Consider the following 13667-nt stretch of genomic DNA (forward strand, 5'->3'; position numbering starts at 1 on the left):
TCGGGCGATGGGACCGGATATCGCCGCGAACTGGGCCGGTGGCGCGGGTTTCTGGGGTTGCGAGGGCTCCGGTCATCAAGTGGTAGCTGTCGGCGCGGGCTTGGGCGTCGGCGTATCTACAAAGATGGGTCGGCGAGTTGGCGTGACTGTGCTCGCTCCGGTTGTAGTCGTCGTCGTGGCTGTCGCGGTCAGCTCCGGCGCCGGTGAAGGCGTCCAGGTGGGCGTCGGCGCTTCGGCTGGCGTTGCGGTAGGTGAAGATGATGACGTTGGCGTGGGCGACGGTGTAGGCGTTGGCGGCAGCGTGCGAGTTGGCGCGACGGTCGCCGTGGCGGTTTCGGTTAAGCTGAGCGCTGCCGGGGCCGGTGCGCTGCCAGGCAGCACGATAGCGGTCGCATTGTCCTCCGTTGGGCCGCCGGGCAATGTGCCGAGCGCGCTCGCCAGCATCAGGCCGATGCCGCCGCATAGCACGAAGACCACGACGGCGAGCCCGGCGATTGCGCCGACGTGTGCGCCGCGAATGGGCGACCGAACGATGGTGATGTTGGGTGAGCGGCGGCGGGCGCGCCGGATGTCGCGTCGAAATTCTTCGACCGACTGGTAACGCTCGGTAATATCTAGGCGCGTCGCTTTTTCGATTGCGTCTGCCAGCGCCGAGCTTACTTCCTTCAGATCAGGATGGACGAGGTCGGCGCGCGGCAGCATGAACGGCGTCAGGCTGGGATCGTAGCCGGTCACTGCGTAGAGCAGCGTGGCGCCGAGCGAGTAGATGTCGCTGTAGGGGCCGGTTTGCAGGTTGCCGTACTGCTCGGGCGCGGCGTAGCCTGTCGTCCCGAGCGGTTCGGTGTCCGATGTTTTGCCCACCTTGACCGTGCGGGCGATGCCGAAGTCAATGAGCTTGATCCGGCCGCTTGATGAGATGATGATGTTGCCTGGCGTCAAGTCGCGATAGATGACCGGCGGCGTTTGGCTGTGTAGGTAGCTCAGCACATCGCACAACTGCTCGGCGATGTCCAGGACTTGCTCTTCCGGCAGGCCGAACGCTTCCAGTTGCATGCGGTGTTGCAGCGTCTCGCCTTCGGCGTATTCGGTGATCAACAGCGGTGTGTCTCCGTTCAGCACATACTCGATCACCTGGATGATGCCGGGGTGGTGAAGCTGGGCCAGCATGCGCGCGGATGCCTCGAATTGGCGCATCGCTGCCTCGCGGGATGCCGGCGTGCCCATCCCGATTTTGAACTCTTTCACCACCACGCGATGGCCGAACGCTCGCTCGTCGGCGGCAAGGTAGACGATGGACTGTCCGCCCTCAGCGATCTGCTCGATGATGCGGTAGCGTCCGTTAATGAGTTGGCCGGTAATCAGCATGGCGGATGAGTGTGGCCGGTGTGCGACGACTGTCTGTGTGCCTGCGTCGGGCGCGAGTTAGCTTTGCATATCGAAGGTGACGACACAACGGCCGAATTCGATCCGATCCCCCGGACACAACAGGACGGGCTGGCCGGTTTCGATGCGTGTGCCGTTGATCTTCGTCCAGTTCGTCGCCGTGATGCTGACGATGATGGGCTGATTGCCGGCCGTCAGCATAATGCGCGCATGTCGTCGTGATACCGTGCGATCCGGATCGTACGGCGTCAAATCAATGTCGGGATGAATGGCGTTGACAGGGTCCTCGCGGCCGATCAACCAGGCGTTCGCCGGGTTCGGCGGGAAGTGGATGATTGTGCCGTTGCTGCTGATCAGCCGCAGCGCGGTGCTCACGATCGGCTCGGCCGGCGGCTTGCCGACGAGATGCGCGGGCGCCGTCGGCTGAGGCGACATCGGGGCTGCTTCGAGCGGCGCGCCGCACTCCCCGCAGAACTTGCTGCCGGCGGGGTTGACGTGGCCGCACCGAGCGCACGTTAAACTGATAGATGTCAGCACCGGCTGGGATAGGCGCGTCCCGCACCGGTTGCAAAAGTTCGCCCCTTCGGGCTGCTCTGCACCACAATTCGGGCAAATCATCTTGCTTTCTCCCGAACTTGATAACCCCTTTGCCGTAGATGCAGCGCGCTGGTCTTTGAGCGATCCTCTGGCTGCGTGTCAAAACGATGTCGCAGCGCTGGCTGCACGGCGGCGAAAATTGGCCGGCAAGGCGCTCACGGGTTCAAGCGTTGCGTCCTCCGGCCTTGTTGAAAGATCAGTTTCGTCATGCCCACCTCGATTTCGGCGTCCTCCGGCAGCGGCGTGCGTGTCTTGATGGGCAGCGGCATGCGATTGACGCGGGTGCCGTTGGCCGTGCCTTCGTCGAGGATGTAGAACTGCTGCGTGACGGGGTCGCGCGTGATTTGGAAGTGGCGGCTTGAGACGTACGGATCGCTCATCAGCACGACCTCGCACTGGGAGGGATCGCGGCCGACCCATACGGTATCTGCCCCCACCGGTAACGAGGTGCCGGCCATCGGGCCGGATACCACCTTGAGTTCGGCGATTGGCTGGCGGTTCAAGCCCAGTCGCTGCGTGACCATGCGGATGCCGCTCTGCACGCCCTTCGACATGTTCGCGCGGAGCACGGCGAATTGATCGCTGTAGCGGCGGTTCATGATGATGAGGGCCGCGATCAGGCCGAGCGTGATGAGCGCTAGGCCGCACAAGCTGGCAGCGAGGGCGGTGTTCTGGCGCAGCCACTGGTCGAACGACGGCGCTTCGGTGGGCACGAACGGTATGGCTGGCACGGAGGCCACTTGGAGTACGGTGCGCACCGATGGGCTGTTGCTCGTCGTCCCGAGGTACGAATCTGTGGCGATGGCTTGGAAGGCATAGGGAAGCGTCTTGGTCACGACGCTGCGGTCTTCCTTGGGGGGTTGCCAGACCAATTCGTAGGGTGGGGCGTCTAACCGTCCGATGGATGTGCCGTTGGCGAAGAACTCGATGCTTACGTCGCGCGCTCGGCCGTCGGGGAAATCTACCTGCGCAGTGATCGTGATCGGCGGCGCGGGTTCAGCGGTCTCCTGGAAGAAGGTTTCGCCTTCCAGTGGGGTGAGCAGCCTCACGGTGGGCGGTCTGAGCGCGGACGCAAAGCGCACCTCGGCTGTGTCGCTGCCGAGTGGGGTGTTCACCGTCAGCCGCGCCGAGTGCTCGCCGGCCGGCCTGATGCTGGTGAAGCGCAAAATGTACTGCGACCGCTGCGAGTCTATGCGGCTGTACAGGGCGCGCAGTTGCTCCTCGGCCTGCGCCAGCGGCACGCTCGAATCCAATAGCACGTAGCCGCCGTTGGTCTGTGCTGCCAGCGCGCTCATGTTCGTGAATTCGCGTGGGCCGCGCTGGTTGACCTGCACGGCGAAGATCGAGACGCCGGCTTCGATGGCCCGCCGCAGGATATCGCCGCGGATGCCTTCGTCGCTGAACTTGTTGTCGGCGCCGTCGGAGAACAGCAGAATAATCTTGCGACGCTGGTCGAGCGCTTCGCGCGTAGCAGCGTCGGGGTTGCGCGTCAACAGGTTGAGCGCTTGGTTGAGTCCGTCGAACAGCGCCGACGTGCGCTCTACCGGCAACTGCGGAATCGTTTCCAGCCGCGAAGTGACTGCGCCCAGGTCGTTGGTCGGGGAGACGAGCGCGGCGATCTTGTTGTCGCCCGTGCCGGTGGTGATCACCAGGCCGACGTAGTCTTTGCCGCCACTGTTTGCCGAGATCGCTTGCATGAATTGCTGTGCGACGCGGCGGACGTTCTCGGTGTTGACCACGTTGTAGTCGCGCGTGTTGTTGAGGCCGGCCAGGTCGGCCACGATGATTGCGCCGATGCCTGCGTTGTCCGATTCGACGTTGGCGATGGGAATCGGGCTGTTATCGGCCAGGTTGGTGAGCGTGAAGTTCTGCGCCGTCAACCCGCTCGCAGCGCTGCCGTCCGGCCAAACGACCGAGGCTGTGATCGTGTAGTCCGGGGCGCGTGTGCTGTCCACCTGCTTGACCTCGAGCGTGGGCCCGCCGGTTTGCGCAGCAGCCGGATAAGGCAGGAGCGCGGTGCCAACGATGAGCGAAGCCAGCGCGGCGATGACGGAAGCATGTTGCCAGGTCGGTTTGATCATCTCTACGTTGCCTTTGAACATCTGCATCTCAGCTAGATCAGCGCCTCTTTATCGCGTGAGTGCCGAGACCTCAGAACACTACCAGGGTGGTGCGCGAAAGCCTGACACGAACGTGGCGGTCCGCGCGCCTGACGCCCCTGATTTTAACCAGGTGCGTTTCTCACAAGAACCTGCCGATCGCCACGGCGATATTATCCTCGCCCCCATTGGCATTGGCCAGATCGACGAGGCGATCACAGGCGATTTGTGCGTTCGAAGAAAAGGTTAATACATCTCGCATCGCCTCGTCGCGCACCATCTCCCACAGGCCATCGGAGCATACGATCAGCCAATCGCCCGGCTGCAGGGGCACCGGCTCGTGTGCATCGGATACGCCGGTCTTGGGGTCGCCCAACGACCGGTAGATCAGGCTGCGTTCCGGGTGGGTGTAGCGGTCTTCGTCGCGCAGTATGCCGGCGTCTACCAGCGACTGGACGAGTGAATGGTCCTTCGAGAGGCGGACGAGTGGACCGTCCTCCTGCGAGCGCCACAGATAGATGCGGCTGTCGCCGACGTTGCCTAAGTAAGCCTTATCGTCCACCACCAGGGCGAAGGCGAGCGTGGAGCCCATCTGATTCCCGCGGCGACTGCCTTCGGCGACGATCCGGTCATTGATGTCCTTAACGGTGTGCAGCACCCAGGCGTTGATCTCGGCGGACGAGTGTGTTTTGCCAGAGGCGAAGAATTGCTGCGCCGCTTCCACCAGGGTGCGGATGGCGATCTCGCTGGCGACTTCGCCGGCTTCCACGCCGCCCATGCCATCGGCGACGGCCAAGAGGATGGGCCTGCGCTGGGGCTTGTCGTCGTCCGACGGGCCAGGCGTGATCTCGATGGCGCACACGTTATCCTCGTTTTCGGCGCGCACCATGCCGGCGCTCGTCGCGTGGCCGAGCTCGGCTTCTAGGTTGTCGCCACGAGGAGCGGCGTCGGCTTGGGCGCGCTGTAGCCTGCCCAGCAGCATCGCCGCGCTGATCCGTTCGCGCGGATCGGCTGCCCGACGCATCGCATAGCGCACGTGCGACTGTGCTTCGACCAACCGGGTGTGCGCGAGCGCCGAGCATAGCGCGCGCACATCGGCGTAGGCCGCTTCCGGTTCGTCCTCCAATAGGACGAGCGTGCCCAGGTTCCGCCAGTGCGCGCCGTTAGCATTCACGCCGATGTGCCGTAACACTGTATCGTCATCGGCCAGGCCGAGCGCTACGCCGCACTGGTGCAGCGCGTTCAGCCCCTCGACCAATTGTTCGAACCATGCCTCCCACTGTCGCTTCGATTGTTGATTGAGCCAGGCGACGCTCATCAGATCCGGCGCGACGACCTCCGGCACATAGTAGCGCACGACGCGATCGAACCAGCCCATCTCGAACATGGGCAGCAGGCGCGCTACATGGGGTATTGGCTTTTGTTGGAGTTGTTCGCTCAGCGTGATGGCGCCGGCGAGGTCGAGCGGTGCCAGCCCCTCGTGCAATAACAAGCGCGCCGAGCCATCGGAGACGATGGCCTCGTAGGTGCGCGATCGGCTGTTCGTGTGTGAGCCTTCGTCGAAGGCGGCGATGATGTAGGACGTGTGGCGCGTCGCGTCGGTCACGTATTCACCGATCGGCAGCGGATCGGAGGCCGTGGAGAGCGTGGACGTCGAAAGGGTCATCAGGGATGCACCACCCGTCAATTTTGCAACATGAATTGAAAGACGACTTGTTGCGATTTGCCCAGCGAGATGGTCGCGCCGGAGCGCAGGCGATTGTGGCGTGAGCGCCGGCCATCCACGAACATGTGCTCGCCTGCGAGCAGACGTGCTTCCCACATACCATCCGGCGCGCGGAAGATCTCGGCATGTTCCTCGGCCAGGTCGGCCACTGACTTGCCGGTGATGCGGTACCACGACGTGCGACCGAGGCGGATCGGCTCGGTCAGCGGGAAGCGCTTGCCGCCGATCACCAGATAAGCCGAAGGTGTCCTGGGCGCGCGGCGGCGTGAGAACAAGCCGAACAGGCCGGCCAGGCCGCCGATTCCGAGGAGCGCTGCATCGGCGCAGGTGGCAACAACGTCGTATAGCGGGAAGGGAGCGTTCATTTGTTGGATGATCTGCCGAGGATGCTGCTCACCAACGAGCGCCGTGGGCCGAAGACGATCGCCCCCAGGGCGCCTTGCGCGCCTTTCTCCTTCGCCATCGCCAGCAAGCGTTGGACGGCGCCCTGCGGATTGCGTGAATACACGGTGAGCGCGATGTCATATTCGTCTAGCTTTTCGCTCACCGAAGACGTGCAAATCAGTAGGCTGTCCGCCGGCTCCAGCTTGCGTTGGGCGGCGGGTTCCATGCGAATAGCGTCAATGCGACCGCTGGCCTGGATGCAGTAGCAGCGAATCGTGCCGACGCCGATACCATACCATTGATTGCCGACCACGGCGGCGATCACCATCGGTATATGCGTCGGCGCGTCGGCGTCTTTCGACTGGCGCTTGAGCACCCGGTTCGCTTTGTCGAGCGTGGCGCGCAGGGCGATGAGCCGATCTACGTCGGGTGGAACTTCTTCATAGGCCTGGCGGATTTGTTCTATCAAGCTCTGGCCGGCTAGCGACGCGCCGCCGGCATCGGCGAGGGCCATCAACAACCCGCGCTGCGTTGAACTGGCAGCCCGGGCGTCGGGGTGTGGGCCTAATGGGTACACGGCGGCGCCGGCTGCCCCACCGAATGCGCTCCGGACCGGCTGCCCGCCGGAGCGCATTCGTACGCGGAATGTATCGAGCGTCTGTCGGCTGAACACAGGCCGAGTTTAACGCAGTCTAGGGAGATGTTCGACGGCTGATGCGCGTCTCTCCACGGCTGGATTATAGGAACAGCTCCTCGCTTGTCCCGCGCACGTCCAACTCGAACTCGACCTCCTGGATGGGCGGCTTGCTATACATCCAGTGCAAGCCGTAGTGCCCTGCCGGGCCGATGTGCGCGAACACTGTCTCGTCGAGATAGCCGCCTTCTATGTGCGCGGTGTAGAGGTTGACCTGCGTCGCATCGTCCCAGGTTGCCCCTAGCGCCTTCAACGTTCCCTCGATGGACGCCATGACGAATTTGGCTTTCTCGCGCATGGCATCGGGTGTGGTCTCGCCGACGCGCACGATGGACTCGCGGGTGGGTGGGCCGTCTTTCAATTCGCCTGCGCCGGAGACGATGAACGCTTTGCGATCGTCGGCGCGTGTGCGCGGCGCGGTGTAGGTAAACGCGAACAGCCCGGGTTCGCTTGGGGCGATGGTTGCCGGGAGCGGTGCGACGTTGGTGCGGGTCATCGTCGCGCGCCCATCTTGTCGTAGGCCATATTGATCGAGCAGGGCGATGTAGTCCTGGTTGAACGCGCTGAAGCTCTCGAACGTGAGCGGCTGCGGCACGCGCACCTCGGCGCCGCACAGCGCGGCCATCGGCCGGCCGACACTTTCTAGGTGGCGTCGTATAGCCTCAAACGCCTGGGCGACCGGTATCACGCGGCGGAAGGTGGCGTGAACCAACACGAAGCCGGCGTCGGCTCGCACGCCGCGGCAGAAGGCGCCGCCGCCTGCGAGATAGGAGAAGTTGCCTTCAGGTCTGTGGATCATAGACACCGGGGATTATTGCGCATTACGTGTTCGGTTGCATGTCGCACCGATGAACTCGGGTGGTGAAGAAGCGCATGGATCGAATTGGCTCGTTCCCCTGCGGCAGTTCGCCGATGGGACGATGTGACGTGAAATGGATGCTGTTGCCGGCGCTGACGTTCGCATCCGATGCGCTATGTTTTGGATCATCGTTGCGTTCGACCGGCCATCTGTTCTCATTGAGCTAGCACCATGCGCAGGAAGCGCACCCAGTTCCTGAACATGATTTTCTCGATGTCGTCGTGGCTGTAGCCGCGCTCAGCGAGCAGCCCGGCCAGCTTTTGCAAGTCGGCGATGGTGTCGAGGTCGCGCGGTGACTGTTCGCGGCCGAAGCCGCCGTCGAGGTCGGAGCCAATGCCGACATGATCGGCGTTCCCGGCCAATTCGCACACGTGGTCAATATGATTCACTACCTCGCGCATCATGACCGGGTTTGGTGCGGTCAGGTTGTTCATGGCGGCCCACTGCCAACCATCGCGCACCATGACGATGTCGAACGATGCGCCCAACACGCCGCCCCGCTCGATGACCAGCTTGATCTGTTCATCGGTAAATTGCCGCTGGAGCGAGGCGATGGCGCGACAGTTCTGATGGCTGGCCAGCAGTGGCCCGTCATACAGGCGTACTGCTTCCCAGAAGGCCTCGTCGCTCAGATGGGTGCAGTCGAGCGCGATGCCCAGTCGGCGCATCTCGCGCAACAACGCCGGTCCGATGCCCTCGGTGATGCCCAGCGCTGTGCCGGTGCCGCCGGCGTAGCGGTTCGGCCCGTAGTGGGCTGGGCCGAGCAGGCGCAGCCCCAGCTCGCGCCAGTGCGCCAGTTCGTCGGGTGTCGTGATAGGGTCGGCGCCTTCCATCGAGATGACGAAACCGAGGGGCGGCATTTCCCTCACCCCCGTCCCCTCTCCCGCAGGGGGAGGGGTGCTTTCCCACGTCAGCCACTCGGCCACGTGCTCGTCGAGTTGTGCGGCAGTCTCGATCACGCGCACGACGCCCTGTCGTTCGAGCGCACGGTAATATGCCATTTGGCCCTTGACTACAGCATGTGCCTGGGCCACCGAGCTGTACTCGATGCCGGGCGAGGGCCGGCCGGAGGCACGCGCCAGCAGTGTGGCGACGCTGAGGAAGACGCGCCCGCGACGCATGTCCGGCAGCGCTACGGTGTTCATGGCGCGGCTTTTGCCGGTCATCGGCGCTTCAATCTGGCGGATGACGTGCACGGGCAACTGCAGATCGCGCTCGAACGTCAGCGCGTTCCAGGCGAGATCGAGATGAGCGTCGGCGATGAGCATCATGGCCTCCACGCATCACTGTATCCCCGCCAGCACCTTCCGCGCGGCGCGCACGGCGAAATCAATGTCGGCTTCGGTGTGCGCGGCGCAGAGATACCACGTGCCCCGGCTGAGGATGCGCACGCCTTCCTCTTGCAATCCATACACGAACCGTGCGAGCTTAGCCTTGTTGAATGCGAAGGTGTCGCGCATGTCGCGGGCACAGAGTAGTGATGTGAATGCCAAGTTTAGCACCGGTCCGGGACCTTGCACCAGCACGTCGTGGCCAGTCTCGCGGGCGGCCTCACACAGGCCGGCCTGCAATCGCTTGCCCAGCCGATGTAGCTTCTCGTGCACGCGCTCGCGCTGCATCACCTCTATGGTCGCCTTAGCTGCGGCGACGCTGGGGTTGCCGGCGTTGGTCGTGCCGGCGTGGATCACGCTGCCCTCAGCAATCGGTTGCATCCACGCGCGCTTGCCGACGAGTGCACTGATTGGATAGCCGTTGGCCATTGCTTTGGCGAAGACGGCCAGGTCCGGTGTGACGCCGTAATACGCTTGCGCGCCGCCCACGTGCACGCGAAAGCCGGTGATGACTTCGTCGAAGATCAGCGCGATGCCATAGCGATCGCACAGCGCGCGCAAACCTTCCAGATAGCCAGGCTGTGGCTCGATGCAGCCGGTGTTGCACATGATCGGCTCGGTGATGATCGCGGCGATCTCGTCGTGGCGTTGAGCGACCGTTCGCTCGGCGAGTGTCAGGTCGTTCCACGGCAGCAGGATGAACTCGTCGCGTATGTTGGTGGGCAAGCCTTGTGTCCATAGCTGGGCGATCGGTGCCTCGCGCGGCCCGAGCGCTTCGAGCGACGCGCCGTTGATTCCCCAGGCGATGTTGTCGAACCAACCGTGATAGTGACCCTCGAAGCGGACAAACTTTTGGCGTCCGGTCACTGCGCGCGCGACGCGCAGCGCGGCGTGAGCCGCTTCCGACCCGCTGACGCTGAAGCGCACCAGCTCGGCACAGGGGATGATTTCCTGCAGCTTCTCGGCCAGCTCGATCTCGGCCAGGTGCAGCGCGGCGTAGAGTTGCCCATCGTGACTAGCGCGTTCTACGGCTTCGAGTACTTCGGGGTGACTGTGGCCAAGCACCATCGGCCCCTGGCTAAGCGCGAAGTCCAGATACTCGTTCTCATCTGCATCTACGAGACGGGCACCGTGTGCGCGCACGTAGACGAGTGGGTGGGGCGCGTTGCTCTTGCGGAATTCACTGGATACCCCGCCAGCCAGTGCGCGCTGCGCGCGTTCGAATAACACACGTGATTCTTCGTGGTTCAACATGCATGCAACACGCTCTAACACAACGACTGCACGGGTGAAAAGAAGCGCTTGTATCGCATGAAGAAACACTTAAACTTTGGCTCATGAAGCGCGGATCACACAATGCCCCTTCGGCCTACGTGATCAAACCGGTGTTCAAGGCGCTGCGTGTGCTCAAGTGCCTGGGCGACGCCGGGCGCGAGCTGCCGCTGGTCGAGATTTGTCGCCTCGTCGGCCTGCCCAAGCCGACGGTCTACAAGTACCTGCAAACGCTGAAGGCAGCCGGCTTCGTGCTCTACGATCCCGAGTGCGAGTGCTACTGGCTCGGGCCGAATGCGTGGTCGCTGGGCCGCACGGTGGATCCCAGCTTGCGCGTGCGCGAGGTGGCTCGGCCGATCATGCAGCAGTTGCGCGACCGGTTCGGCGAGACGATCAACCTAGGCGTGTTGCACGGCGACGAAGTGGTGTATTTGGAGATGGCAGTGAGCCGGCAGGCGCTCCGGTTGCAGGCCACCATCGGCGCGCACGATCCGGCCTACAGCACGTCGCTAGGCCGGGCGATGATCGCGTTTCTGCCGAGGGAAAGATGGGCGAAACACATTCCGCGGCGGTTGCAGCCGCGCGCGCCGCGCACGATCACTTCGTTCGAGGTGCTGCATGCCGAGCTGATCGCGACGCGCAAGCGTGGCTATGCGATCGAGCGCGAGGAGAACGAGCCGGGCGCGCTGTGCATCGGTGCCCCGATCTTCGACCAGGATGGGGAAGTTGTCGCGGCCATCAGCCTGTCGGCGCCGGCGGCGCGCATCAGCCCCGCGGACGAGGGCGAGGTTGCCGAGGCTGTCATGCGCGCCGCGCGCGACATCTCTGGCCGTCTGGGCTACACCCCACAGTAGCTGTCAGCTATCAGCTATGAGCCGTCGGCTGATCGCTTACTTCTCACGGCTCTCGGCTCACAGCTCATCCAACGGATAGACTGGCCGCTTCAACCGTCGGAACGGCAGCACGCACACGTCGTTGGCACACGGTCCGGGCGTGTTGACGAAGTAGCTGGCCTTCGCGATCGGGTCGTACGCCTGACGGTGCGCCACAGCAGCCTTGATGTTGATGACGAAGAAGTCCTCCGGGTTGATGCCCTGGCTGCGCCACTGCGCCAGATCCATCGGCGCGGTCTTGATGCTGTTCAGCAGGATCGTCGCGCTGCCGCCCTGTGGCGAGGTCGCGCGCACGACGGCCGTCGGTCCCATGTCGTGATGCAAGCCGCCCACGGCCATGTGGCTGTGTGGATCTTCGAGCGTGACCTTGCCGTCGCTTTTGGAGATCAGCTCGACGTCCAGTTCCAGTGGTTGTGCGCCGACCACGCTGCTCTTGCCGCCGATCCGCATGCGCCTGCGTTCCCCGGGCCGCAGCGGCCATACCTCGCGCACGGCTTCCGGATCGGCAATGGCGACGCCGGCGTTTCGGATGCCGCGCTCCAGCAGCCCTTTCAGCACGATCGTCAGGTCGCCCGGCGCGCCGCCGCCGATATTGTCGGCCGGCTCGACGATGAGCACCGGGCCTTCGGTGTGTTGCTGCACGCGATCGAGCGCCTCATCGAGTGACAAGCCGGTAGGCAGGGCGTGATGCTTGTGCGCCATCGCGATTTTGCTCAGCGTCCTCAGTTCGCGCTGGGCAACGTCGGGATCGCCGACCGTCACTGCGGTGAAGCTCACGCCGGCGTCGGGCATGTCAGCATAGGCGAATCCGCCGAACACGTTGACGGCGAGGATGTCCGGGTGCGTCGCCTCGATCTTCCGCGCGCGCGCTTCGAGCAGCGCCATCGGCTCGAACGCCGTGCCGGTGGCCGTGGGCGGTAAGATCAACGGCGGCCTTTCCCAGACGGTCGTTGCGCGTCGACCGGTCGTGATCAGATCATCCAGCAGGTGCGCCGAGAACTCGGCCGTCGCTTTGCCGTCGGTGTGTGGGTTCTGGCGATAGGCGACCAGGGCATTGCTGAGCGCAGCCATCTGCGCCGTGATGTTGCCGTGCAGATCGAGCACGCCGCCGATAGGGACATCCTCGAATGCGGGCAGCGCCCGAATCCGACGCAATAGCTCACCCTCCACATCGGGATAGGACGCGCTGACCATTGCGCCGTGCATATCCAGCCAGATGCCGTCTATGCCGGCCTCGGCTTCCCGCATCGCTGCCTCGGCGAAGGCTTCCCACCACACCTCGATTACCTCATCGGCGACCATGCCCGATGGTTGCGCCGACATGTGAATCGCCGGCAGAACGTGCCAGCCGCGCGCCTTCGCCACGGCCAACCCGCCGGCCAGGCACGAGGCGTCGCCGTCGGCCTGCCATATTGCGTTGCCGCGCAATATGCGAAACCGATCGAGCGTCGTTCTGTCCGACACGAAAGTGTGTGTCTCGTGCGACAGGCCGGCGATGAGAATGCGTTTAGTCATGGATAGAGGTGTCGGGTGGTGTTGATAGTGTCAGATGGCGTCAGTGGTGTCGGTGGTGTCGAGTGGTCGGTGTTGGGTGTCGGGCATCTGACATCTGGACTCTGGTTGCTAGCGTCAGTTGGGCTGCACCGGTTGCCAAGTGGCGAACTCGCGCACGAAGCGCACCACCTCGCGCGTCGCCGTGGCGAGGATTTGCTCACCCTTGTCCGCCGTTGCCAGCTCGGGGTGGCCGAGCGCGCCGGTCTGCGTAATCTGATCGAATGAGACGCCGACTGCCACGCGACTGGGGCCGGCTGCGTCGGGTGTCCAGAATTCCGATGGATAGGTGTAGTGTGCACCGCGCGCCAGATCCATGTGCACCAACGTCGGCCGGATGCGCAGGATGGCGCTGGTCTCCAGCTCGCAGGCGTGCGTCACGAACTTTTGTTCCAGGGACTCGATCTGCGCAATCTGCTGGCGAGCGATGCCCCCGAACCAGCTCGAGAAGGCGATGAACAGGTCGGGGTGTTCCTTATAGCGCTGGAGTTGCAGTTGCTGGATGGCCATCATGGCCGGCACTTCGTTGCCGCCGTGGGCATTGAGCATGAAGATGCGCCGGAAGCCGGCGGCGATGATACAGCTCAGCATCTCCTTCAATACCTCGGTGTAGAGCGGCGCGCTCAGGCTGACGGCGGCGAAGGGCAAATGGTGATGCGACGCGCCGACCCACAGCATGGGCAGGAAGATCGCCGCATCACCTAGCTCGGCTTCGGCGCGCCGGGCGATCTCGCCGCCGATCAGGCTGTCGGTCAGCAGCGGCAAGTGATGCCCATGCTGCTCGAGCGAACCGGTGGGGAAGACGACGACTTTGCCGGCCTGCGCCTGCGCGCGCAGCTCCGGCCAGGTGAGTTCTCCGTACTGCATAGTGCGATAAG

The 13667-nt window shown here is 64.0% G+C and carries 12 protein-coding genes; 1 reads left to right on the forward strand and 11 read right to left on the reverse strand.

The window, feature by feature from the left end:
* Nucleotides 1-75: 75 nt before the first annotated feature.
* From GXH28_RS08435 to GXH28_RS08475, 9 genes are all read right to left on the reverse strand, one after another.
* Complete coding sequence (locus tag GXH28_RS08435; RefSeq protein ID WP_169238585.1) at nucleotides 76-1365, reverse strand: serine/threonine-protein kinase; 1290 nt, start codon at nucleotides 1363-1365, stop codon at nucleotides 76-78.
* A 57-nt stretch (nucleotides 1366-1422) separates the two neighbouring features.
* On the reverse strand, nucleotides 1423-2001 hold the full coding sequence (locus GXH28_RS08440) for a double zinc ribbon domain-containing protein (RefSeq protein WP_169238586.1): 579 nt from the start codon (nucleotides 1999-2001) through the stop codon (nucleotides 1423-1425).
* A gap of 134 nt (nucleotides 2002-2135) precedes the next feature.
* Complete coding sequence (locus GXH28_RS08445) at nucleotides 2136-4088, reverse strand: FHA domain-containing protein (protein WP_169238587.1); 1953 nt, start codon at nucleotides 4086-4088, stop codon at nucleotides 2136-2138.
* A 133-nt stretch (nucleotides 4089-4221) separates the two neighbouring features.
* Nucleotides 4222-5745 (reverse strand): PP2C family protein-serine/threonine phosphatase, encoded by a 1524-nt coding sequence (locus GXH28_RS08450; protein ID WP_169238588.1) that lies wholly within the window; start codon nucleotides 5743-5745, stop codon nucleotides 4222-4224.
* Nucleotides 5746-5762: 17 nt separating this feature from the next.
* Nucleotides 5763-6170 carry an FHA domain-containing protein gene (locus GXH28_RS08455; protein WP_169238589.1) on the reverse strand — a complete coding sequence of 136 codons (408 nt, stop codon included), beginning with the start codon at nucleotides 6168-6170 and terminating at the stop codon, nucleotides 5763-5765.
* Nucleotides 6167-6703: a hypothetical protein gene (locus GXH28_RS08460; protein ID WP_169238590.1), complete on the reverse strand. Its 537-nt coding sequence runs from the start codon at nucleotides 6701-6703 to the stop codon at nucleotides 6167-6169. Before GXH28_RS08460 ends, GXH28_RS08455 begins: the two co-directional genes overlap by 4 nt.
* Nucleotides 6704-6926: 223 nt before the next feature.
* Complete coding sequence (cnbZ, locus tag GXH28_RS08465; protein WP_169238591.1) at nucleotides 6927-7682, reverse strand: 2-amino-5-chloromuconate deaminase CnbZ; 756 nt, start codon at nucleotides 7680-7682, stop codon at nucleotides 6927-6929.
* Between the two features lie 215 nt (nucleotides 7683-7897).
* The gene (locus GXH28_RS08470) at nucleotides 7898-9013 is read right to left on the reverse strand and encodes a dipeptidase (protein ID WP_240550285.1); all 1116 of its coding nucleotides are present in this window, start codon (nucleotides 9011-9013) and stop codon (nucleotides 7898-7900) included.
* Between the two features lie 12 nt (nucleotides 9014-9025).
* Entirely contained in the window at nucleotides 9026-10303 is a 1278-nt protein-coding gene (locus tag GXH28_RS08475; protein ID WP_320447936.1) for an aspartate aminotransferase family protein, read from the reverse strand.
* A gap of 107 nt (nucleotides 10304-10410) precedes the next feature.
* On the opposite strand from GXH28_RS08475, the gene GXH28_RS08480 reads away from it, so the two are divergent.
* Entirely contained in the window at nucleotides 10411-11199 is a 789-nt protein-coding gene (locus tag GXH28_RS08480; protein ID WP_169238593.1) for an IclR family transcriptional regulator, read from the forward strand.
* 57 nt (nucleotides 11200-11256) lie between these two features.
* Here GXH28_RS08480 and GXH28_RS08485 read toward each other — a convergent pair whose 3' ends face one another.
* Both GXH28_RS08485 and GXH28_RS08490 read right to left on the reverse strand, forming a co-directional pair.
* Nucleotides 11257-12753, reverse strand: a complete 1497-nt coding sequence (locus tag GXH28_RS08485; RefSeq protein ID WP_169238594.1) for a M81 family metallopeptidase — start codon at nucleotides 12751-12753, stop codon at nucleotides 11257-11259.
* A gap of 114 nt (nucleotides 12754-12867) precedes the next feature.
* Nucleotides 12868-13656, reverse strand: coding sequence for a creatininase family protein (locus tag GXH28_RS08490; protein ID WP_169238595.1), 789 nt, complete (start codon nucleotides 13654-13656; stop codon nucleotides 12868-12870).
* Nucleotides 13657-13667: the final 11 nt, after the last annotated feature.

Origin of the sequence: Candidatus Roseilinea sp. NK_OTU-006, from assembly GCF_012931985.1 — a bacterium.
Classification (GTDB): Bacteria; Chloroflexota; Anaerolineae; order J036; family Brachytrichaceae; genus JAAFGM01.